This window comes from Alteromonas sp. G4i35, from assembly GCF_054960375.1.
This window is the reverse complement of sequence record NZ_JBHNZD010000017.1, coordinates 48524-70221: the sequence shown is the minus strand read 5'-3', so window position 1 is coordinate 70221 and position 21698 is coordinate 48524. Positions and strand designations below refer to the sequence as shown.

Sequence of the window (21698 nt, the reverse complement as noted above, 5' to 3'; positions counted from 1 at the left end):
ACTATGAGTCAGGTTAAAAAAGCGGTAATCCCTGTAGCGGGCCTTGGGACGAGAATGCTCCCAGCAACGAAAGCTATACCAAAAGAGATGTTGCCAGTGGTTGATAAGCCATTGATCCAATACGTGGTAAGCGAATGTGTTGCTGCAGGACTAAAAGAAATTATCCTAGTAACGCACGCGAGTAAAAACAGTATTGAAAACCACTTTGATACCTCCTTTGAGCTAGAAGCCACGCTAGAAAAGCGTGTAAAACGCCAACTTTTAGAAGAAGTTCAGTCAATCTGTCCAAAAGATGTAACTATCATGCATATTCGCCAAGGCGTTGCGAATGGACTTGGTCACGCAGTACTTTGTGCTCGACCTCTGATTGGCGATGCGCCATTTGCGGTAGTACTACCTGACGTCATTATTGATGATGCAGCAAGTAATCCTAAGAAGGATAACCTTGCAGACATGGTTGCCAAATTTAACACCAGCCGAGTAAGCCAGGTCATGGTTGAGCAGGTACCAGACGAAGATATCTCTAAATTTGGTATCGCAGACCTAGACGGCGCGGCAATTGCGCCAGGTGAGTCAGCGAAGATTCACAAAATGGTTGAGAAGCCGCCTCGCGACGAAGCACCTTCTGACCTTGCCGTTGTAGGCCGATACGTTCTGTCAGAAAAAATCTGGGATCTGTTAGAGTTCACGCCTCCAGGAGCCGGTGGTGAAGTTCAGCTTACTGATGCTATTGATGCATTGATGAAACTTGAACAAGTTGATGCTTACTACATGAAAGGTAAGAGTCACGATTGCGGTAGTAAGTTGGGTTACATGAAAGCTAACGTTGAATATGCGTTACGTCACCCATCGTTAGGCGACGAATTTAAAGAATACTTAGCTTCTGTTGTTAAATAGTCTTACTAGGGCTTGTTGATCTTTAGTGTAGATGAAAGAACAGCAGGCCTAAGGCAATTAAATAGCTTTAAACGATTAAAAATGCGCCCTTGCGGCGCATTTTTTGTGTGTGGAGCCAGCGTACCGCCTTTTCGCTTTAGTCCTTCTATCTTACCTGTACATAGCCTTCAATTTTATTAAGCATCTTTTCACCGATACCTTTCACTTGAGTTAATTGTGCGACCTCAAGAAACGGGCCTACTTCTTCACGATATTTAATAATAGCTTTCGCTTTAGATTGTCCAACGCCGGGTAGGGTAATTAATTGCTCTACGGTCGCGGAGTTTAAATCGATACGTTGTTGTTGGCTTGTACCTTCATTAGCTTGCGAATTTTCGCTATCCGCTGGTTGAGCGTGAACCGCTGGCGTTTGAATGGCTAGTGCAGATAGTACGAGTAAACCTGAGATTAATTTTTTCATCATCTTTCCTTGTATGTTGCTAAGCGCGCCATAAAGCGTTATCGGCGCAATATTTAAGTAAATGGGTTTAAGTCATGTACCAAAGCGCGCTGACTTTTGTAACCTAGATGCAAGCGGAGCAGGCCTCTTTAAAAATTTCCTGTCTTCTGTTGTGACCAAGTTACAAAGCTCAGCACACTTCAACGTGTACAAAGGAAATAATAAAGGTGAACGAGAAAAGCGGTAGTCCAGTTTTAGTACAGTTTAAAGCAGGGGAGTGATTAATAGAGGCATAAAAAAACGGGCTATTAAGCCCGTTTTGAAATAATTGAAAGGTGTAAGCTAAAATGCTTATAGGCGGTCAAGAAGCGCCTGAGTGAACTCGGTTGTACCTGCTTCACCACCAAGGTCACGCGTTGTGCGATCGCCAGACTCGATAACGTCTTTTAGTGCTGCGCGAATTTTCTCTGCTTTATCGCCCATGTTAAGGTACTCAAGCATTTGCGCTGCTGCCAAGATTACTGACGTCGGGTTAGCTAAGTTCTTACCAGCAATATCTGGTGCAGAGCCGTGAACGGCTTCGAAGATTGCACAATCTTCACCGATGTTTGCACCTGGTGCCATACCAAGACCACCGACAAGACCAGCACATAGGTCAGATAGAATGTCACCGAAAAGGTTAGTCGTAACGATAACGTCAAACTGATGCGGGTTCATCACAAGCTGCATACAGCAGTTATCAACGATCATTTCAGCTGACTCGATGTCAGGATAGCGCTCACCAACTTCACGGGCTACTTTAAGGAAAAGACCTGATGTTGACTTAAGGATGTTAGCTTTGTGAACAGCTGTTACTTTCTTACGACCTTCACGGCGCGCTAATTCATAAGCAAAAACAACGATTTTTTCAGCGCCGTCACGAGTGATCTTACTCATTGCTTCAGCTTCGTTACCGTCTTCTGATACAACTTGGCCAAGACCAGAGTACATACCTTGCGTGTTTTCACGAACGGTAATGATATCGATGTCTTCGTAACGTGCTTTTGTACCTTTGAATGACATCACAGGACGAAGGTTTGCGTACAGTTTGAACTGCTTGCGAAGACTAACGTTGATTGAAGTAAAACCTTCACCAACGGGGGTCGTTAAAGGACCTTTAAGCGCAACTTTGTTTTTTGCGATTAGGTCTAAAGTTTCTTGAGGTAGAAGCTCGCCATGTTCTTCCAGTGCGACTAGGCCAGCATCGGCATAGTCATAGGCAAAGTCACAGCCAACCTTATCTAAAATTTTTGTGGTTGCATCGATAATGTCCGGGCCAATGCCGTCACCGCGAATGACTGTAATACGTTGCTGAGTCATGTGGAGGGATCCTCTGGTAATTCTGTTGTCAAAATCGTTAGGTTTATTCAATTTGTAGCTTGGCGTTTATGAGCCAATTTCTGCCTGCTTACTTATTATAATGGAAAATGTAGGGAAAAAGGGTTAAGCACTGCAAAAGTTGCCGTATTTTATACGATACCTGGCGCAAGTTATAGCCATTCGTAAAGATTAATTAAATAGCTGAGTACGATGTATTGGAGTAAATGGCGTTACTGTGCAAGCGGACAGAACAAAAGTGACCCATTGGCGTCTAGTGCGTTTACCACATCATCTCGTCGAATACCTAGGATATTTAAAAGTGTTTTGATATTGATATCCTGAAGTAATGAATAAATATCCTGATTAAATAAGCATGCTTTGGCGAGAGCGAAGCTCAACACCAGAATTGCTTGTTCCTTTTGAAGTGATTTAGGAACGTCCGTACTTACTTTACTGCATTGGTGTATAACGGCACGCCACGTCGAGCTTTGATGCCAACTTCCAGCAAGTTCAGAAGCGATTGCTAGCCAAGGCGTGTCAGATTTGACCTTGAATGCGCTATTAATGGACACAGCTTTGCTGAGGTCGACGGGTAATGCTCGTGACACTTTAAACCCTGGTAGCGTGAACAAGGGAGTACAAACAAAGGTCATAGTCAATGCGGCAGATTGCGGCGAAAACTTCGAATCGGCGAGTTGTGCGAAATAGCTTGCAAATGAACAAGCCAATAAAGTTAATTGCTTGCACATGCCCATCAGTGGAAATTGGTTTTGCGTTAGCCGTTCTAACAGCGCAAATTGAATAAGCATGTCACCCACACGTTCAATGCCGTAGGTCAAAACCGCCTGTTTAATGCTTTTAACCGGAAGCTGAAGACGGTTGTCCTGACTTGCAGTGTGCATCAAAAAGTGATTAAACGTGGGCACGCTTTCAATTTTTTCGCAAAGTTGTTCAATATCTACATCGCGCTTTTGCAGCTCATCGATAATAGTTATAAGAGCTTTAGGGGGATGCTGAATTGCGAATGTAGAAGGTAAAAATGGTGTGCCGCCATGATTTACTCTCGCAGTGGCGGTATCAGTGTAAAGAGCAACAAAGTGCTCAAACGGCATTGATAGTGAAATGGGAGAGCGTATTGACGATAGAGGAAGCCACTTTCCATCTTCATCGCCTTGGCTAAGCATAAATACGTAGCCGTGATTTTGCTGAATGTCGACTAGCGCGCCCGGTACGCCGTTTGCGTAAACCTTTGCGCCAGGTAGCACACCATTAAATAGGTTGATAAGTGGTGCAATAGGGTGACGATGATGTGCTGGAAGGCGTAAAACAATCTGAGTGAAAACCTCACGATAATCTGCTTTTTTTGTTTTAGTAGCGAAAACATTTGCTAGGAGACAAAGCCTTTGAACCATATTAAGCCGAATGTCTGCAACGTAGTTAATTGGCTTGTCTGACTGAAATGCTTTTTGAATTTTAATGATATCCAGCCAAATCGAGAGATTGTGTTTACGCAAAAAGCGAATAATATTGGCCGTTTGGTCGCTTGGTGTTCCTTTACTTGAAAGCCAGAGGGTTGCGAGTAAAGACGCAAGCACATGTTGTAAATAGTGGTCGTTTAATCGGCAAAGCTTGCCAAACAGCGACAATAATAAAAGATGTTGAGTATCTTTGGGAAGGTCATTATCGATGTGTAACGTTGCTGCAGCAAGCGCTGGATTGGCGTTTACTAAGGTCAGGATCCGTTTAGCGCTTTTCAACCAGTGGTTTATACGCTGCTCGACAGAAAGTTCAGTGTTACCTAACTGAACCAGGCGTTTAAGCGTGGAAATGATGTCGCTCACTCCCCATCCTTCTAACTTTTTTGGTAACTGGAGTAAGCCCCTTCACCCCATGCAATAAGTTTGTCGTTTTCAAAAAGCAACGGTGTACATTCATCTTGCGTGGTTAAGCCGTCAGCGCGCACATGTTGTGTTCTAAAAAACATAACTTGAATAGCTGTGGCACCCTGCCGCTTGGCTTCTGTAATGTCAGGTGAGCCTAGTAACGCCAAAACTTCTTCTCTTGTACTGCCTAACTTTAACTTGGTTATTTGGACACGGTTATATTCTTCACGGTCTTTCCAATCCATATTCTCAGGCTTATCGGGATAGAACGCGATAACCATAAAAACAAACACCGCATAAAGGGCGATGCCAGCTAAAATTAGACGAATAACCTTGGTATTCATGACCGTTACTTCTCGTTTTTCTTTACTTGAATGCTACTGCAAGCCAAAGCCCGACATTGTTCGGGAGCCGAGCATAGGCTAAATGTGCACTACATTCATTCGTTAAACAATACTCTCTAATAGTGTACCGCAAAACGACTACTAAACATAAGTAGTAAACGTAAGCAAATGCGTCTTGCCACGGTCTCGTGTTATTCGCTGTTTCTCTTATCGTTCTTTACAACGTAACATGGTTCGTACGCGCTACCAGGCAGCTTCATTCTATGCTGTTTTACAAACGACTCGAGTAGTGTATCAACCTTCTCCATCAGTGTACTATCACCGGTGAGCTCAAACGGACCATGTTTTTTGATCTGAGCAATGCCTTCTGCTTTTACGTTACCCGCAACAATGCCTGAAAACGCTTTGCGCAAATTGGCCGCTAGATCACTTTTACTTTGATCTAAGTGCAGTTGAAGGTCGGCCATACTCTCATGCGTTGGAATAAAGGGCTGTTGAAAGTCTTGTTCAATTTTTAATGACCAATTAAAGCTGAATGCGTCACCCATCGCACCTCTGAACTTCTTCACTTTTTCAAGGTGTTTATTCATGGTGCGTGCTACTTCATCTGGGTCATCTACAATGATTTGATATTTTGACTGTGCTTCTGGACCCAGTGTTGCACCAACAAAGGCGTCTATGGCTTCAAAGTATCCTTCGCTACCAGCAGGCCCTGTTAGAATGAAAGGAAAAGGTTGCTGCGCATTGCGTTCATTCATCAAAATGCCAAGCAGATAAAGTAATTCTTCGGCAGTGCCTACACCGCCTGGAAACACGATAATGCCATGTCCGAGTCTAACAAACGCCTCTAAACGCTTTTCAATATCAGGCATGATAATGAGCTCGTTGACAATGGCGTTGGGCGGCTCGGCGGCAATAATACTCGGCTCAGAGATGCCAATGTAACGGCCTGTCTTGTGGCGTTGCTTTGCATGACCTATGGTGGCGCCCTTCATTGGCCCCTTCATCGCTCCAGGCCCACATCCTGTGCAAATATTCATGTCACGTAAGCCGAGCTGATAGCCCACTTCTTTCGTGTATTTGTACTCAACTTGATTAATGGAATGGCCGCCCCAGCAGACAATTGTGTTTACGCCATCGTTCCCTTCAAGCGCTTTAGCGTGGCGTAGCATGTCAAACACCATGTCTGTGATGTCGTTACCTTCAGCCGGTGCGGTTTGGTGAAGAAATGCGTACTTGTTACCCATATAAAGCAGGTCGCGAAGGACCGCAAATAGATGTTCGTGCACACCACGAACGAGTTTTTCGTCAACGAAAGCCACTTCAGGAGGGTTCACGAGTTCTATTTTTACGCCCCGTTCACGACGAATGAGTTTTATTTCAAAATTTTCATAAGGAGCAAAAAGTGCTTCGAAATTGTCTTCGTCAACGCCGCTGTTCAATACTGCAAGGCAACAGTTTCTGAACATAGCAAAGAGCTCGCTGTTGGTGGCGTCTTGAAGACGAGAAACTTCTACTTGTGATAGCTGGCTCATCCAGCCAACAGGGTTAAGCTGCACTTTCTTCATATTTTTACTTCCTATAAGTCAGTGCTTAAATCAGTGACTACGAGGTTGCGGCCGTTTCGTTTTGCTTTATAGAGGTACTCATCGGCGCGTTCAAACACAGTTTCAGTAGTATCATTGTCATTGAAACAGGTTGCGCCAAAAGATGCGGTGATTTTTACTTTTTCTTGCTTGAATTTAAACGGCATTGCAGCAAGTTTCGTTCTAACTTCATTAAGCTTTTTATCTATATCTGCCATCTGCGCCTGAGGCAGTAGCATTACAAACTCTTCTCCTCCCCACCTGGCAATAAAATCATTTTCGGACAAACTTTGCTTTAAGAATTTACTCACTACCTGAAGAGTTTTATCGCCTGCTGCGTGCCCGAATCTATCGTTGATTGACTTGAAATGATCAATATCCACAACGGCGACCGCAAGCAAGTCGCCATTTTCTTTAAATTTAGTGAAAGCAGCTTCTAGTCTCTCATTATACGCCTGCCTGTTTGGAAGCCGAGTGAGGGGGTCGGTGCGGCTTTGCATTGCTTGTTCGGCCAGCTTCTTTTTATAGACGCTGGTTTGCTGCTGAAGTGTATCTATTCGCGATTGCATAGAGGAGAGCAGTGCCATTAGCGCTTCTTGACCTTGCTGATCGTTGCTTTGTTGCTCGCTTAACGTAGTCACAAGCTTTTCTACGCGAAACTGTGTCTGCTCTTTAAGTGCTTCTAGAGAACTGCTTTCCGATACGGCTTCTTCGATGTGAATAATGTCACGTTTAAGTTGCTCATTACCAGCTTGGCGCTGCTCGAACTGGGCTTGGCTGCCTTGGATCGTATTGCTGACGTCACTACTCACTTCACCTAATGAACGGTGCAGACTCTGAATCACTTTTCCTGTTAAGCTCGCCTCTGACATAGCGTCTTGAACGATCATGCGCAAAATTACAACGCAGCTTTTAAGCAGCTGGTCTTCATCCATGCCTTCATCAAGACGTTGCTTTATATCATTGAGTTGCTGATCGTTAGGTTTTTTTTGCGCATAAGAAGCAATAAGGTGATTAAGCTCAACCAAAATAGAACGGTAGTGAGGGTTATCATCTTTAATCGAACGAGCCGATGTGCTTTCATTGTTAGTGGACTTAGTTTCTGTGGTTTCAGATGGCTCAAGTCCAACCATTTCCTTGTTGAGCGCAATGCGGTGAAGCGCAATGGCTTTTGAATAGAGTTTGTAAATACTGAAGATATCACCTACAGGTTGATTAAGCTTAATCAATTCCTGCGTGGTTAACCCTTTTAATTCAGTATCTTCAAATACAATTTTCTGTAGTTGTTTCATTGCATCTTCTAGCGATGAAACAGTATCAACACTGTATTTTCTAAGCGTTATTTCTTGATGCTGAAGTGATTTGTTGAGTTTCTCTATGCTCACAGCGGCAAGACTAAAATTAGGTGTGCCAGAAAGGTGGCCTCGTAACACCTTAAGTTCAGTATCGATCTTATCCGAGAAGCCCTCATAAAATGCTGAGAGTTTCACAATAAACTGACAAAGAAGCGCGTTATTTTGTTTTAGGGTTTGTAGTTGTTTTGCTTCCATAATCTCGTCTTTGTTCTAATTCGCTATTACTGCCGCGGCTTAGGTAGCGTTGGTAGGTACTTCACCGTTATATTACTGACGTGCTTGACGATGATTAGCATAAGGCGCTTCGTAATTTGAACGGAAAGGGTTGATATCTAAACCTCCTCGTCGTGTGTAACGCGCACAAACGGTTAACTTATCTGGCTGACAATGCTGCATGATGTCGTTGTAAATGCGCTCAACGCATTGCTCATGAAACTCGTTGTGTTGCCTAAAGCTAATTAGATATTTCAAAAGCCCTTCGTGTTCAATAGCTTTTCCTTCATACCTTATTTGAATACTAGCCCAATCTGGCTGACTTGTGATTAAACAATTAGATTTAAGTAAATGAGAAACAAGCGTCTCTTGAATACCTGTTTCATTTTTCGCAACAGTCAAATATTGAGTATTAGGGGAATATTGATCGATTTCTACATCCAGACTATCTAACAAGATTCCGTTAAATTCTTGGAATTGTAGCGAAGAAAACTGCTCTGGAAGAATTAGTTTTACCTCGACAGGCTCCCCTGCGCACGCTGACAAATCCGCTTGAAGCACTTGTCGTACGTCCTCTGCTGAAGCGAATTTTGTTTGGTTGAAGCTATTCAAATATAGCTTAAATGATTTTGATTCGATTAGGTTCTTTGAGGTAATAGGAACGTGGCATTCTAAAATTGCCACATTAGGTTTACCCTTTAAATTAAGCCAAGAAAGTTCGTATCCTGTCCAAGTGTCGATACCATCAAAAGGTAAACCTGAGCCGGCCAAGTTCAACGTATCACGACTTAGACTGCGCGGCACGCCTTGCAACAAGTCAGGATTATATTCAAATTCATAGTCAACCTGTTTACCCAAAGAGAGGTCATCAGGTGCAGAGATAGTAATTTTTTGAGGTGAGTTGTCCGTCGACATAAGAACCTTTTATGCATCTACGCGGGATTTAAATTGTTGAACTGCACAGCGACACACAGTCTTACAGCGCAGTAGAATTAACCCCAGTATTGACTTAACTGTTTAGTTGTATAGTGTACCCCAAAAATACGTAGGTAACGTCATAATGGCTCTAACAATTTCAGCACAATTAGATAAATTTGTATCATCTTATGTCGAACAAGCCGAGGCGGAGGGACTCAAGATAGCATTTGATAGCGAGTGGCCCTCGCCGTGCTATGAGACGACGGCGCAAGACGGTGAACTTGTAAGATGGTCTCCTACGCTTCAATCGCCTGTGCAGTCTTTCAGTAATGTTGAAGAGGCATTATCGCTAAAGCTAAATCCTGACTACTGCGAGTATTTTACTCGTTACTACAGCGATAATTTAAAGGCTAACGCCCCGCAAGGTCGCTGTGAATTGCTTCAAGTTTTCAATACCGAAGATTTTGAAAGATTACAGCAAAACTTGATTGGGCATTTGTTGATGAAGCAAAGACTTAGGCAAGCGCCAACATTGTTTTTTGGTTTAACTGACGAAGAAGATTTTATTTTAACCGTTGTCAACGAAAGTGGCGAAGTGGCACTTGAGCAGGTTGGCAGAGAGCCTGCCAAAATTCTTGCGCCATCTCTTGCGGTGTTTATTGAGCAACTTACACCTGCTATATGACGTTAATGCTTTGACTGACGTCAATCAGACCTAAAATTACCGGCCTGCAAGACTAAAAGCTATTGGGCGTTAATAATTTGATGTAGCGCCCGCTTTAACTCCGCCACTTCTTTTTCTAACGTCTCTACCCGTGCATGCAAATTGCCCGGCTCATCAGTTGTGGCAACAGGATTTTGTTGCGCTACGTTTTCTTCGTTAGATACCTCTAGCTTAGGTTTGTGTGCGTTAAATCGCTTAATCGCTTCAATAGCTTCGGTTACCGATACCTTAAAGGGAGCTTTTGCACGTAAAATGCCTACGGACGGTGTTTTTCCTTCTTTATGCATTTGAAGGCACAAAACGTGAAGTTGCTGCAGGTTAGAGTTACTCATAATACGAAAATGGTTCAAAGTCATGAATAGTCGCAGTGTAGCCTGTCTACGTAGTCAATTTCACTAATAAGTTACTGATTTCACCATTTTTCCAAGTCTTCGTAGAATGGTGTTATTAAGATTATTATAAAAATCAATGATTTAATTTTTGGCCTTAATCTTGTTTACCAATCATAACTTACATTATCACGCATAAACGCAGTGGTTCTTACGTTAGCGTATTTATGTCTATTCAGTGTCGGTTCACAAAGTAGGCGTAGTATCGAATAAAAACAACACACATAATTAAGGAATTCACATGAAAACGGTTCTTCTTTCAGTAGCTTTGGCATCTTCAGTTTTGCTTTCAGGTTGTGTCGTATCAGTAGGTGGCGGTTCAGATAGTCACTATGGTGCTGATTGGGAAGACAGAGAGTTTAACAATCGTAAACACATTGCGAATCTTGAAACAGGGACAACTTACGAAAGTGTATTGAGAAAAATGGGCGTTGCGGATTTCAATGAACTGTTCGAAAAGCAAGACGGCACATATCGCGTACTTTACTACCGAACTCAAAAAACGATGGGCGATGGTATCACCACAAAAGACGAGTGCACGCCGTTGGTTTTCAGAAATGGAAACTTAGTTGGCTGGGGTGACAGTGCTTATAGCCTAATGCACTAATAATCGTTAGTTGGTAATTGATTACGAAAGTAGGCATTACTTACTGTTTTTAAATGTTAATAAAAAGTTAACATGCAGGGGTTTTTCGCGTAGGCTAAAGTTTAATCAGTTTAAGTGGGTGGTTGGCGCAATGATAAAAGTTGTGCGGTAGTGTCCACTTCTCTCATTTTGTTTAAATGGGTAAAAGCAGCTGTATAACTTTGCGTACAAGGAGCCCCTGATGAATACTGATGCTATTAATAATGCAATAGCCCCCTTGCAAGACACGGTTAAAGCCATCTATCTATCTGTAGATGATCTCAAAGTTGCCGCCTCTATTCTTTACAATGCGTATGTAGATGACCCATTGTTCATTGACATTTTCCAAGCAGAAAAAGAAGGTTATGAAAGCCGTCTACGGTCAGCTATCCGTGAAGAGCTCAATGCATTTTGGGTTGCAGAGCAGCCGATGATTGGCCTGTTCGATGATGAGCGGCTTATTGCCGTTGCATGCTTGACCGCGCCCGATGCAGCATTTGGTTCAGGACGTTACTGGCACTGGAGATTGCGGATGCTTTTAACGGCAGGTTTGTTCGGTACAAAGCAAATGCTAGAGAAAGAAGAAAAAGTGCGAGCATTAGTTCCCGCCGATAACTTCCACATGCTGAGTTTCATCGCAGTGCATCCAGATTATCAACATCATGGGCTTGGGCATATTCTACTTGGCGCTATTGATAGCGTGGTAGAGGAAGATGAAAAAAGTGAGGGTGTTTCGGTATTCGTGACTATAGAAAAACATCGCGCTTTCTTTAACGATGACAATTATCAGGTTGTAGGACAACTAAGCCTTTCTCATGTGAACGGTGAGGTGATGTTCAGGCTAAAATGATGTTTTTTTATTCGTTGTGATACTCCTACAAAAACGTCATACGTTGCAGTTCCAATCTTTACACCAAATTTACTACAGCGTTTGTAAGACATTTCCTACAAACGCTGTGAGTGATCTTACCTAAATGATGAAAGATTAATTTATACTAAAGTATAAAGTTATTGATTATATTGAAGTTTTTAAAAATTAGTCAAAAGTCGTACAAGAATCTTTCTTAAATCTCTGTAATTCAATATGGCGGTAATAATTGGAAGGGATACTATGAACATGTCACAAGGAAACACGACGAGTCACGGATTGAGTCAAGGATCATCAACGGAATAAGTTAGGACAACTTAAGGATGAGACTCCCACAAGGCAGTGGGGAAAGGGAAAGGAAAGCAGATAGGACACTGCATTAACAGGATGTTAGAAACGGATTTTAAAGGATATAAAGGGATTCAGGGACGTAAAATGTGAAAGGACTTCGCATACAGGATGTAGCAGGGAAAAATGGACGAGAGCTAGCAAGGAGCTAGAGGCAAGAAGCCAACGGCAGGATAGCCATTAAGGAATTTCTAGTTTGCATGGACGAGCAAACCAAGGACGAAAGAAGGACATGCTAAGGGATTGGCAAAGCTGTAGCAGGATGTACAGCAAATAATGGAATGAGGGAAGGGAACGTCAGCGGAGTCTGACAAGGACAGCCTCAGGAAGAGGAACACTGTATGAAGGATGTGCAGTAAATTAGGATAAAAGGAAAGGGACCTACGCATGGATGTGTAGCTCGCACAGGAAGGCGCGAGATTAGATGGAAAGGGGCGTATACGGATTTTAATCGGGAAGATTTTAGTCGCAAAGGATCGCGGAGAAGGATACTCAAAATTCCAGGAAAAAGGGGAGCCGCTAGGTTCCCCTTTTTTTTGCGTTGTTTATTACCAATCCGTATGCACTTGTTATGTAAAACCTGACCTGAATGGTGAATTAGGAGCCGCTCACGCTTTTTGACATAGAAGCTTAAACCCTATGCGGCGGCACCTCTGTTCGCATAACCCTTACACCTATCAATTCAACTTCCCCAGTATATCGGTCCTCACCATTACTCGAGAACTCAAAGTTGAATACACTGTGCCAGTCAGGCTTTCCATATTTGAATGAAAATCGTGTTTTAGCTCTCGCCACACTCAACAACTGCAAATCATGTTTATCGCAGTATTGCTTTAGATACGTATTTGTTTGCTCGGAAATGGCTCTAATGCGCCAAAACTGATAGCCAGTAAATCCAATAACTAGCCACACCACCAACTCGAGTAACGTCATTTACTTTCTCGCTTGTGCAAACAATTGTTGAAATGCGTTGGAGAGAATCTGTGAGTTCGCGTTTGAATGCAATAGGGTTAGCACTTGTCTGCGTAACTTCGGGATTTGCACTAAATCCGAAAAGAACCCTGCGAATAAGGCGCCCTTATGACCCTCTTTTTCATCAACGTTTGCCGCCTGTTCTAAAAAGGCACTAAGCAGTAGTGGTTCCATTTGCTCGAAATGGCGTGCTGCAATAACGCTTAAAATATCAAGTCTCTGCGACTTTTCGCTTTTTAATAATTCGAGTAGTTTGTTGTTGATGGTCGGGTGGAAACTACCTTCTGACGTGCCTCTCAGCGCCGCTAAATTGATGTCGTCACTTTTATCTATCTCAATTAAATACGCCGCTAATAAATTTTCAGGCAGAGAAACGCTTTCGCTCATTTCCATTAAAGTGTTAAGGAAAACGTCCGAGTAAAGTGAGGTGTTGGTTTTAATTGCCTGCGCTAATACATCTTGTTTGGGGTGATGGCTTAGACTTTGTACAAAGTCGGCCACGCTTTGCATGGATATCTGCTGCCAGTCAACCAGTTGTGGGGCTTGAATGTAGGCCTCAACTTTCTGCGCCTCTTCACTTAAAGGTTGGTTTAGGGTGCGTTTAACTAGTGCGTTAAATTGAGCGAGCTGCGATTGATTGGGAACAAACGAATAAGGATTATCAGGCAGAGTTTGCGCGTTTTCAGTATCTTCAGCAACAGACTGACCTAGTGCATCAACAATAATCTCTAGAAAATGATTTCTTGCTGCGGCAACCACTAAGCCTTGCTCATCAAGCGGCAGTTTCACAAACCAAATATAGTGTTGCGTGGAGGCATTTTTATTCCAAAAGACGATGCCGAACCACGCATGCTGCTGACGAGGGTAGGGCGCGTAAGCACTGCCGTTTTCTATTTCTAGAAAGGTTTGACTATCGGTGGGTTCAAGGCGACGACCTAAATCAAAAACCTGATATTCAGTGCCTGCATGTAACAAAAACTCGCTGATAGAATTAATACCGTTAGCGCTCATAACTCGTTCCAAAATACTGCTTTAATCAAAATTTGCCAGGCTGTCACATCTATTCAAAGGGGCACGTCGATGAGATACCGCCGACAAAGACGGGTAATGGTACCACAGCAGAAGAAATTCAACGATAAGACACGTGGACTTATGTTGACCTTTAGCCCCTGATATACTGCGCGCTTCGAAATAGAAGCGTTTTTGAGTTGCGGAGAGGATGTGATTAAAACGAATAGCACTCATCACATAGCATTAAGTAAAGCATTGATACAATTAGAAACAGACATGTATCAGGATGGTATTTGGCCAAATGAAGAGCCTGCGGAACAAGACCTAAAAAATGCCACGGAAAGCTCAGTTCCTTTTGCGGTCGACTGTTTAGCGTTTGAGAGTTGGTTGGCTTTTATTTTTATTCCCAAAATGCGCATTTTGTTGAAACAGGAAATGCCTTTACCACCCATGCAAATTACGCCTGCAGCAGAAATATATCTGTCATCGGCGCATCAGCGCACTCTGTCCCAGCTTCAAGTTATTGATAATATTGCCAATGGAGACATTGGGTGAGCAAACACAACGCACTATGCAGAACGATTTAAAAGGCCAATTAACTGTGCATTCAGATGAGCAAATAATAGGAAAGACTAGCGTTGGTGAGGAAGACAGTGTTAACGCTCTTCATTTACCTGTGCTGTACCAAGATGAACATATCATCGCGATTGAGAAGCCGCCTGGCCTACTAGTACACAGAAGCCCGATTGATAGACATGAAACGGTGTTCGCAGTACAAACACTTAGAGACCAAATAGGCCAGCACGTCTATCCTGCTCATCGTTTAGACCGACCCACCTCAGGTGTGCTGGTGTTTAGCTTTAGCTCAGAAATTGCAGCAAAGCTTGGACAGCAGATGATGGACAAGCAGGTAGTAAAAACGTATCACGCTATAGTTCGCGGTTTTGTGCATCACACAGGGTATATCGATTACGCCCTAAAATACCGCTACGACAAAATAGCCGACAAGCATAAGCGCCCGCAGCAGCCGCCACAACCAGCATCAACGATGTATCAGTCAGTGGCAAAATTCGAAGTGCCTGAGCCTGTGGGTAAATACCAAAGTGCACGATATTCGGTAGTTAAGCTTTCTCCTAGTACCGGTCGTAAACATCAGCTTCGTCGGCACATGGTTCATATTCGTCACCCCATTATCGGCGACACGACCCACGGGGACGGTAAACAAAACAAATTCGCCAAGCAGCACTTTAATTTTAACAATTTGGCCTTAAGTTGTACTCAAATGGGCTTTTCTCATCCTATCACTGGAAAGTGGGTAACGATTAATTCACAGATGCACAGTGAAATGCGACTATGGCTCGAAAAATTAGCGCCGTTTTGCGTTTAGGTTGATAAAATAGTAAGAATTTCCGCCTGTCGACAAAGGCGACGATCATTGGTTTAAGAGGTAAAAATGGCAACATTGAAAATTATTGCGGGTACAGTTTACGGCAATGCGCAACACGTAGCTGAGCAGGTGGAAGAGAACTTAGCTGAACAGGGCGTGGATTGCTCACTAGAAAGCGACCCGTCGGTTGCAGATTTTACTGATGCTGACGCACTTTTGATCATTACCTCTACAACAGGGCAGGGCGATGTACCACCGAACCTTGAGTTTGTGTTTTCAGATCTGAAAGACGAATCGCCTATGCTAACCGGCAAGCCATTCGCGGTAGCAGCGCTAGGCGATAGCAGCTATGGCGATAGTTTCTGTGGTGCAGGTAAACAGTTTCAAGCGTTACTGACCGAGCTACAAGGTATTGCAGTTGCCGATATGTTAGAGGTTGACGCGATTGAAACCCTAGAGCCCGAAAAAGACGTAGTAGAGTGGGTTAACACCATTAAAGATAAGCTGTTGGCTTAAGTCTTAGAAGTGTCGTGATTACGAAAAGAAAGAGGCGCATAAGCGCCTCTTTTAATTTGTGAGTCTTTCAGCATGTGGCTCGGCTAATTGAAATTAACCCGAGCCGTTAGCGATAAGCCAGAAATACTGCTTATTCTACGCCGCGAAGTAGCGCGTTGATACCTACTTTCGCGCGGGTCTTCGCATCTACTTTCTTCACGATGATAGCGGCGTAAAGGCTGTATTTACCGTCTGCGCTTGGCAGGTTACCCGCCACGACTACTGAACCTGCTGGTACACGGCCATAGTGAACTTCACCGGTTTCGCGGTCATAAATACGAGTGCTCTGACCGATGTAAACGCCCATTGAGATAACAGAACCTTCTTCAACAATCACGCCTTCTACGATTTCAGAACGCGCGCCGATAAAGCAGTTATCTTCAATAATGGTGGGGTTAGCCTGAAGTGGTTCTAATACGCCGCCAATACCCACGCCACCTGAAAGGTGAACATTCTTACCAATTTGCGCACACGAGCCTACTGTCGCCCATGTATCAACCATAGTACCTTCGTCAACAAACGCACCAATGTTTACGTAAGAAGGCATAACAACCGCGTTCTTGCCTACGAATGTACCCGTACGTACCGCTGCTGGTGGAACAATACGCGCGCCGTCAGCCGCAAACTGTTCAGCAGTATAGTTTGTATACTTAAGCGGTACTTTGTCATAAAACTTACTTTCGGCGCCTTCAATCACATCGTTGTTGTGAAGACGGAAGAAAAGTAGAACAGCTTTTTTAAGCCATTGATGTACTACCCATTCGCCAGCAATTTTTTCTGCAACGCGCGCTTTACCTGTGTTTAAAAGGTCAATAGCTTGTGCTACTGCATCTCTTACTTCATCAGGTGCAGATGAAGGGCTAATGCTATCGCGATTTTCGAAGGCGTCTTCAATGATGGCTTTCAATTCATTCATGGTATTGTGATATCTTCAAGTTGGTCGAGTTTGAACAGGATACGCTTTTTAAGGTTCACCTGTTGTTCTTGGGTTAATGCTTTGCCAGCCTCATTGCTGACGATAAAAATATCTTCGGCTCGCTCACCAATGGTGGCAATTTTCGCAAGCTTAAGCGTCATATTAGTATCAACGAATGCGTGACCAATTTTAGCTAAAATGCCCGGAGCGTCTAGGGCTTCTAACTCAATAAGCGTGGCTTCATCGTTGATATTGAAAAAGCGTACCTTAGTAGGCACGTCAAGTTGTTTCATTTGCCGAGGCAATTTACGCTTATTTTCGTGCGAACGCCCCGGCTTTTCAAGTTGGGCTGAAATAGCATTTTCAATGGACGCAATGCGAGACTCTGAGCTTATACGACTGCCGTCATTTTCAAGAATAAGCATGCTATCGAACACATAGCCGTCTCTAGTTACGGTAACGTGGGCGTCGTGAATTGAACAGTTGCGACTGTCCAGCACTGACGCGACTTGCGCAAACAATGCTTTTCTATCTTTGCCGTAAACAAACACCTCAGTGCCACCTTTCGCACTGTTATCATTTGCTTTTACTAACAGACCATCGTGCTCTGGTGTAAGCCATTCATTCTGAGCTTTAATAATTTCATCAGTATGCCACGCGATTTGAGTAGGCTTAAAGCGAACAAAGTAATCGTCGTCCAGGCGGGCCCACAATGCATCAATAGCAACAGGCTCAATAGCGCGCTCTTGCAAAATTTGCCTTGCTTGGTGTTTGTGAGTAGTTACTCGCTCGTTCAATGTTACTTGACACTGTAGTCCATTATCCAATGCCTTTTGCGTCATTAAATATAATTCGCGAAGTAAAGATGCTTTCCAGTCGTTCCAAAGATTGTCATTGGTGGCACGAATATCGGCAAGGGTGAGCGTATAAAGCAAATTAAGGTGATTGTGGCTTCTTACCGCGCCAGCAAACTCGCTTATAACGTCAGGGTCATAAATATCACGGCGTTGGGCTACCACTGACATCAGTAGGTGGTTTTCTACAAGCCATGCAATCATTTCAGCATCGTCGCTGGGAACATCGTGTTGCTGACAGAACTTTGCTACATCTTGGGCGCCTAATGTGGAATGATCGCCATTTCTACCTTTGGCGATATCGTGGAAAATAGCAGCGATGTAAAGTATTTCAGGTTTGTCGAGGTTTTTGCAGATTCTGCCGCAGCGCGGAAAATCTTTGTTTTCTTTCGAGAAAAAATAATTTACATGCTTCACTAGTCGATGCGTGTGCTCGTCAACCGTGTAGGCATGGAATAAGTCAAATTGCATCATACCTACAATGGCATCCCATTCAGGAAGATAAGCTTGTAAAATGCCGTATTGATGCATGATGTCCCATGCAAAATCAAAGAACTCAGGCTGTTTCATTAAGCGCATGAATTTTTCGCGGCACAGCGGGCGCTCAACATAGTATTCTGCTTCAAAAGCGCGGTGAGCGTTGCGCAGCTGACGTATGCAAATCGTACTGAGGCCTTGTACTTCTGGCGTGTTGGCCACCAAATGCAGAAAGTCCAAGATTGCTTCGGGAGAGGAGAACACGGTTTCGTGTCGTGGCGATATCATATTATCGAGCAGCTCGAAATCTTCGTTTATGATCACGCTTTTCTGAACGCTTTGGTTCAGCATGTCGTACTTGAAGCGCTGAAGCAGCATTTGATTCAGTTCAGACACCCGCGCCACGGTGCGGAAAAAGTCCCGCATCATTTTTTCGACAGACGATTTACCTTCTTCACCATACCCCATCATTTTTGCAACGTCAGGTTGGTAATCAAACAGCAGTCGGTTTTCGCTTCTGCCTGCAACCAGGTGCAGTGCACAACGCATTTTCCAAAGGTGCATGCGACAAGCAATTAATTCACTGTGCTCTTGTTCTGTAAAGTAGCCGTGGCCTACTAAATTCCAGCCGTCATATTCTTTAAAATGCTTTTTGGCGACCCAGCCAATAGATTGAATATCACGCAAACACCCGGGGTTTTCTTTGATGTTAGGTTCAAGGTTATAAGCGGTACCGTTGAATTTGGCGTGGCGTTTTTTCTGCTCGTCGTACTTGGCTGAGAAAAACGCTTTGCTCGACCATGAGTTTCGACCGTTAACTTCATCCCACAATTTATCAAAGGTGGCTTCACTGCCGCAAAGTAATCGGCTTTCCACTAAATTGGTCGCAATCGTAATATCGTCTTTTGCTAGCTTGACCGTTTCTTTGATAGTGCGAACTGACTGGCCAACATCTAATTTGATATCCCATAAAAGGGTGATGAACATGCCAATTTTTTCTTGCACATCGGGCTTAAGCTTCTTTTTACTAACTATGAGTAAATCGATGTCTGAATGAGGTTGCAGATGACCACGGCCGTAACCACCAACGGCGCAAAGCGATAATTCGTCGACGGTATCTAAACCATAAAGTTGCCAAAGATGACAAAGCAACGCATCAACGAACTGTGCACGACCGGTAACGAGTTGATTAACCGGCGTAGCGTCGAAGGACTCCGTTATCCAGGCATAACTGGCTTCCACGCACGATTTAATGGCGGGAATTTCGTCAACAGAGCTAATTGTGTCGATATTCTTTATCAGTGATTGCAGCGTCAAAATACACCTTTGAAATAGACTTCTTTTTAGACGCTAAGAACAATAGCATGAATTGCTAGTAGTTCGCAGTAGCAAATTAATGCATAAGTTAGGTTGAATTGTGAATATTTATGGTTTTTTGTTATAGGTGTGTAGCGCAGTAAATATGAGGGGAGTGGGCACACGATGCCGAATTTTGATAGTTGGAATTTGAGCTAACGAGCCAATAAAAAAGCAGCCGCGAATTCAACGGCCGCTTTGCATAATTCGATAGACTCAATCTTCTGAAATGATATTTTTAACGCGATTATTTGAAACGTTATCAATATTGTCGAAGTCGACTTATCCGTGAGAAATGACGCGTTCCAAGGTTTCTTCTTCGCGAAGCGTAAGAATCTCAACGCCGGTTTCAGTGACCAATAGGGTGTGCTCCCATTGAGCGCTTAAACTTCTGTCTTTAGTTACCACCGTCCATTGGTCTGGCAGCACTTTTGAGTAGCGCTTGCCTGCGTTGACCATAGGCTCGATGGTAAAGCACATGCCCGGCTCTAACACATCACCCGTACCTGGCTTACCATAGTGAACAATTTGTGGTTCTTCGTGGAAACTAGCGCCAATACCGTGGCCGCAGTATTCACGAACTATTGAATAGTTATGCGCTTCAGCGTGGGTTTGACAAATATGACCGATATCGCCAAGGCGCATGCCCGGTTTCACTTGCTCAATAGCTTTGTATAAGCATTCTTGGGTAACGCGAACCAGGCGTTCTGCAAGAATAGAAGGCTTACCCACCACGAACATTTTTGACGTATCGCCATGATAGCCGTCTTTAATAACTGTCACGTCGATATTAATGATGTCGCCGTCTTTCAGTTTCTTGTCAGAAGGGATTCCGTGACAAATACAGTGGTTTACCGACGTACAAATAGACTTTGGAAAAGGCGGGTGGCCGTAGTTTAGAGGCGCAGGTACCGCTTTTTGCTCATTTACAATGTAGTTGTGGCAAATAGTATTTAGCTCATCTGTGGTAACGCCTTTCTTTACGTAAGGCCCTATCATAGTAAGCACTTCGGCTGCCAATTTACCGGCTACGCGCATTTTTTCGATTTCTTCTGGGGTTTTGATAATAGCTGTCACAGCGCCTCTCAAATCGTTTGAAACTAGTTTGATGAAGAATTTTGATTACTTACGCATTATAACACTATTCAGGTCAATCTTAGTAAGGTTTTGATATTTCGGGATTTTATCTGGTAAGGGCTGAGGTGGAAAGCGAGCTCATTAAGGGTTCTATACTTTCTTTTACCTAAATACTTCAGTTTGTCGCTTTTTACCCTCAAAACTTGAGGCTTAGATGGGATTGTGGTATAAAGCGCGCGCCCTGACGGAAAGCTCATTTTGCCACGTGCATTTGGCACCGTTTTAGAGGGTAAATTTATTTTATTAAAACACACATATACCGACACTTCGTATCGGGGTGTTCAGTTCAATTTAGGTTGGCCTGAATCGATACAAGGGGTATATGGAGGCCTAACCCCAAGAGGAAAATAAAATGGCTAATGTTTCTATGCGTGACATGCTGAAAGCAGGTGTGCATTTCGGTCACCAAACTCGTTACTGGAACCCAAAGATGAAGCCTTTCATCTTCGGCGCTCGTAACAAAGTTCATATCATCAACCTTGAAAAAACGGTTCCACTTTTCAACAACGCACTTAACTACCTTTCAGGTGTTGCGTCTAAGAAAGGTAAAATCCTTTTCGTTGGTACTAAGCGCGCAGCTGGCGAAGCAGTTAAAGATGCTGCTCTTAAGTGCGACCAGTACTACGTAAACAAGCGTTGGTTAGGTGGTATGCTGACTAACTGGAAAACAGTACGTCAGTCAATCAAGCGTCTTAAAGATCTTGAGCAGCAAAGCCAAGACGGTACGTTTGAGAAGCTAACTAAGAAAGAAGCACTTATGCTTCAGCGCGAAATGGACAAGCTTGAAAACAGCCTTGGCGGTATCAAAGACATGGGCGGTCTTCCAGACGCGATCTTTGTTATCGACGCAGATCACGAGCACATTGCTGTAACAGAAGCTCGTAACCTAGGTATTCCTGTTGTTGGTGTTGTTGATACTAACTCTAACCCAGACGGTGTTGATTACATCATCCCTGGTAACGACGATGCTATCCGCGCTATCCAACTTTACTTGGATGCTGCTGCAAACGCTATCAACTCAGGTCGCGAAAGCAACCTTGAAGTACAAGCTGAGCAAGACGACTTCGTAGAAGCAGCAGAGTAAT

At 43.6% G+C, this 21698-nt stretch carries 21 protein-coding genes; 8 read left to right on the top strand and 13 right to left on the bottom strand.

Going from position 1 to position 21698, the window contains the following annotated elements; translation table 11 throughout:
• Window positions 1-3 precede the first annotated feature (3 nt).
• Entirely contained in the window at window positions 4-897 is an 894-nt protein-coding gene (gene galU, locus ACFI6L_RS12465; RefSeq protein ID WP_014975843.1) for a UTP--glucose-1-phosphate uridylyltransferase GalU, read from the top strand.
• A 145-nt stretch (window positions 898-1042) separates the two neighbouring features.
• On the opposite strand, the gene ACFI6L_RS12460 is transcribed toward galU, so the two are convergent.
• From ACFI6L_RS12460 to queF, 7 genes are all read right to left on the bottom strand, one after another.
• A complete protein-coding gene (locus ACFI6L_RS12460) occupies window positions 1043-1357 on the bottom strand; it encodes a ComEA family DNA-binding protein (RefSeq protein WP_049585970.1) in 315 nt (104 codons plus the stop codon).
• Window positions 1358-1687: 330 nt separating this feature from the next.
• On the bottom strand, window positions 1688-2695 hold the full coding sequence (locus ACFI6L_RS12455; protein ID WP_014948534.1) for an isocitrate dehydrogenase: 1008 nt from the start codon (window positions 2693-2695) through the stop codon (window positions 1688-1690).
• Window positions 2696-2925: 230 nt separating this feature from the next.
• Window positions 2926-4536, bottom strand: coding sequence for a histidine kinase (locus ACFI6L_RS12450; protein WP_462574119.1), 1611 nt, complete (start codon window positions 4534-4536; stop codon window positions 2926-2928).
• A gap of 11 nt (window positions 4537-4547) precedes the next feature.
• Window positions 4548-4922: a DUF3192 domain-containing protein gene (locus ACFI6L_RS12445; protein ID WP_014948536.1), complete on the bottom strand. Its 375-nt coding sequence runs from the start codon at window positions 4920-4922 to the stop codon at window positions 4548-4550.
• A 191-nt stretch (window positions 4923-5113) separates the two neighbouring features.
• Window positions 5114-6490 (bottom strand): nucleotide 5'-monophosphate nucleosidase PpnN, encoded by a 1377-nt coding sequence (gene ppnN / locus ACFI6L_RS12440; protein ID WP_462574118.1) that lies wholly within the window; start codon window positions 6488-6490, stop codon window positions 5114-5116.
• 11 nt (window positions 6491-6501) lie between these two features.
• Window positions 6502-8058, bottom strand: a complete 1557-nt coding sequence (locus ACFI6L_RS12435) for a diguanylate cyclase (protein WP_014948538.1) — start codon at window positions 8056-8058, stop codon at window positions 6502-6504.
• Window positions 8059-8130: 72 nt separating this feature from the next.
• Window positions 8131-8991, bottom strand: coding sequence for an NADPH-dependent 7-cyano-7-deazaguanine reductase QueF (queF, locus tag ACFI6L_RS12430; RefSeq protein ID WP_252119880.1), 861 nt, complete (start codon window positions 8989-8991; stop codon window positions 8131-8133).
• A gap of 145 nt (window positions 8992-9136) precedes the next feature.
• Between queF and syd the strand changes: the two genes are divergently transcribed.
• Complete coding sequence (gene syd, locus ACFI6L_RS12425) at window positions 9137-9679, top strand: SecY-interacting protein (RefSeq protein WP_283626524.1); 543 nt, start codon at window positions 9137-9139, stop codon at window positions 9677-9679.
• Window positions 9680-9738: 59 nt separating this feature from the next.
• On the opposite strand, the gene ACFI6L_RS12420 is transcribed toward syd, so the two are convergent.
• Window positions 9739-10050, bottom strand: a complete 312-nt coding sequence (locus ACFI6L_RS12420) for a hypothetical protein (RefSeq protein ID WP_462574117.1) — start codon at window positions 10048-10050, stop codon at window positions 9739-9741.
• Window positions 10051-10348: 298 nt separating this feature from the next.
• Here ACFI6L_RS12420 and ACFI6L_RS12415 point away from each other — a divergent pair, with 298 nt between their 5' ends.
• Both ACFI6L_RS12415 and ACFI6L_RS12410 read left to right on the top strand, forming a co-directional pair.
• Window positions 10349-10714 (top strand): DUF3192 domain-containing protein, encoded by a 366-nt coding sequence (locus ACFI6L_RS12415; RefSeq protein ID WP_014948542.1) that lies wholly within the window; start codon window positions 10349-10351, stop codon window positions 10712-10714.
• A 220-nt stretch (window positions 10715-10934) separates the two neighbouring features.
• A complete protein-coding gene (locus tag ACFI6L_RS12410) occupies window positions 10935-11582 on the top strand; it encodes a GNAT family N-acetyltransferase (RefSeq protein WP_014948543.1) in 648 nt (215 codons plus the stop codon).
• 996 nt (window positions 11583-12578) lie between these two features.
• Here ACFI6L_RS12410 and ACFI6L_RS12405 read toward each other — a convergent pair.
• Both ACFI6L_RS12405 and ACFI6L_RS12400 read right to left on the bottom strand, forming a co-directional pair.
• Window positions 12579-12881 (bottom strand): DUF3301 domain-containing protein, encoded by a 303-nt coding sequence (locus ACFI6L_RS12405; protein WP_252119883.1) that lies wholly within the window; start codon window positions 12879-12881, stop codon window positions 12579-12581.
• The gene (locus tag ACFI6L_RS12400) at window positions 12882-13931 is read right to left on the bottom strand and encodes a DUF3549 family protein (protein WP_462574115.1); all 1050 of its coding nucleotides are present in this window, start codon (window positions 13929-13931) and stop codon (window positions 12882-12884) included.
• A 210-nt stretch (window positions 13932-14141) separates the two neighbouring features.
• Here ACFI6L_RS12400 and ACFI6L_RS12395 point away from each other — a divergent pair, with 210 nt between their 5' ends.
• The 3 genes from ACFI6L_RS12395 to ACFI6L_RS12385 all read left to right on the top strand — a co-directional run bounded on the left by ACFI6L_RS12395 (window position 14142) and on the right by ACFI6L_RS12385 (window position 15834).
• The gene (locus ACFI6L_RS12395) at window positions 14142-14486 is read left to right on the top strand and encodes a YqcC family protein (protein WP_249922587.1); all 345 of its coding nucleotides are present in this window, start codon (window positions 14142-14144) and stop codon (window positions 14484-14486) included.
• Window positions 14479-15318: a tRNA pseudouridine(65) synthase TruC gene (gene truC / locus ACFI6L_RS12390; protein WP_462574114.1), complete on the top strand. Its 840-nt coding sequence runs from the start codon at window positions 14479-14481 to the stop codon at window positions 15316-15318. The genes ACFI6L_RS12395 and truC overlap by 8 nt, the downstream gene beginning before the upstream one ends.
• Before the next feature lie 66 nt (window positions 15319-15384).
• A complete protein-coding gene (locus tag ACFI6L_RS12385) occupies window positions 15385-15834 on the top strand; it encodes a flavodoxin domain-containing protein (protein WP_462574113.1) in 450 nt (149 codons plus the stop codon).
• A 130-nt stretch (window positions 15835-15964) separates the two neighbouring features.
• Here ACFI6L_RS12385 and dapD read toward each other — a convergent pair whose 3' ends face one another.
• From dapD to map, 3 genes are all read right to left on the bottom strand, one after another.
• Window positions 15965-16789, bottom strand: a complete 825-nt coding sequence (gene dapD / locus ACFI6L_RS12380) for a 2,3,4,5-tetrahydropyridine-2,6-dicarboxylate N-succinyltransferase (protein WP_014948549.1) — start codon at window positions 16787-16789, stop codon at window positions 15965-15967.
• Entirely contained in the window at window positions 16786-19437 is a 2652-nt protein-coding gene (gene glnD, locus ACFI6L_RS12375) for a [protein-PII] uridylyltransferase (protein WP_462574112.1), read from the bottom strand. Before glnD ends, dapD begins: the two co-directional genes overlap by 4 nt.
• Before the next feature lie 321 nt (window positions 19438-19758).
• Window positions 19759-20553 carry a type I methionyl aminopeptidase gene (map, locus tag ACFI6L_RS12370; protein ID WP_342339375.1) on the bottom strand — a complete coding sequence of 265 codons (795 nt, stop codon included), beginning with the start codon at window positions 20551-20553 and terminating at the stop codon, window positions 19759-19761.
• A gap of 412 nt (window positions 20554-20965) precedes the next feature.
• Here map and rpsB point away from each other — a divergent pair, with 412 nt between their 5' ends.
• The gene (rpsB, locus tag ACFI6L_RS12365) at window positions 20966-21697 is read left to right on the top strand and encodes a 30S ribosomal protein S2 (protein WP_014948552.1); all 732 of its coding nucleotides are present in this window, start codon (window positions 20966-20968) and stop codon (window positions 21695-21697) included.
• The last annotated feature ends 1 nt before the right edge of the window (window position 21698 follow it).

Coding starts and splice junctions, on each gene's coding strand:
- galU (WP_014975843.1), top strand. CDS start 4: ATGAGTCAGGTTAAAAAAGCGGTAATCCCTGTAGCGGGCCTTGGGACG.
- ACFI6L_RS12460 (WP_049585970.1), bottom strand. CDS start 1,357: ATGAAAAAATTAATCTCAGGTTTACTCGTACTATCTGCACTAGCCATT.
- ACFI6L_RS12455 (WP_014948534.1), bottom strand. CDS start 2,695: ATGACTCAGCAACGTATTACAGTCATTCGCGGTGACGGCATTGGCCCG.
- ACFI6L_RS12445 (WP_014948536.1), bottom strand. CDS start 4,922: ATGAATACCAAGGTTATTCGTCTAATTTTAGCTGGCATCGCCCTTTAT.
- ppnN (WP_462574118.1), bottom strand. CDS start 6,490: ATGAAGAAAGTGCAGCTTAACCCTGTTGGCTGGATGAGCCAGCTATCA.
- ACFI6L_RS12435 (WP_014948538.1), bottom strand. CDS start 8,058: ATGGAAGCAAAACAACTACAAACCCTAAAACAAAATAACGCGCTTCTT.
- queF (WP_252119880.1), bottom strand. CDS start 8,991: ATGTCGACGGACAACTCACCTCAAAAAATTACTATCTCTGCACCTGAT.
- syd (WP_283626524.1), top strand. CDS start 9,137: ATGGCTCTAACAATTTCAGCACAATTAGATAAATTTGTATCATCTTAT.
- ACFI6L_RS12420 (WP_462574117.1), bottom strand. CDS start 10,050: ATGAGTAACTCTAACCTGCAGCAACTTCACGTTTTGTGCCTTCAAATG.
- ACFI6L_RS12415 (WP_014948542.1), top strand. CDS start 10,349: ATGAAAACGGTTCTTCTTTCAGTAGCTTTGGCATCTTCAGTTTTGCTT.
- ACFI6L_RS12410 (WP_014948543.1), top strand. CDS start 10,935: ATGAATACTGATGCTATTAATAATGCAATAGCCCCCTTGCAAGACACG.
- ACFI6L_RS12405 (WP_252119883.1), bottom strand. CDS start 12,881: ATGACGTTACTCGAGTTGGTGGTGTGGCTAGTTATTGGATTTACTGGC.
- ACFI6L_RS12400 (WP_462574115.1), bottom strand. CDS start 13,931: ATGAGCGCTAACGGTATTAATTCTATCAGCGAGTTTTTGTTACATGCA.
- ACFI6L_RS12385 (WP_462574113.1), top strand. CDS start 15,385: ATGGCAACATTGAAAATTATTGCGGGTACAGTTTACGGCAATGCGCAA.
- dapD (WP_014948549.1), bottom strand. CDS start 16,789: ATGAATGAATTGAAAGCCATCATTGAAGACGCCTTCGAAAATCGCGAT.
- rpsB (WP_014948552.1), top strand. CDS start 20,966: ATGGCTAATGTTTCTATGCGTGACATGCTGAAAGCAGGTGTGCATTTC.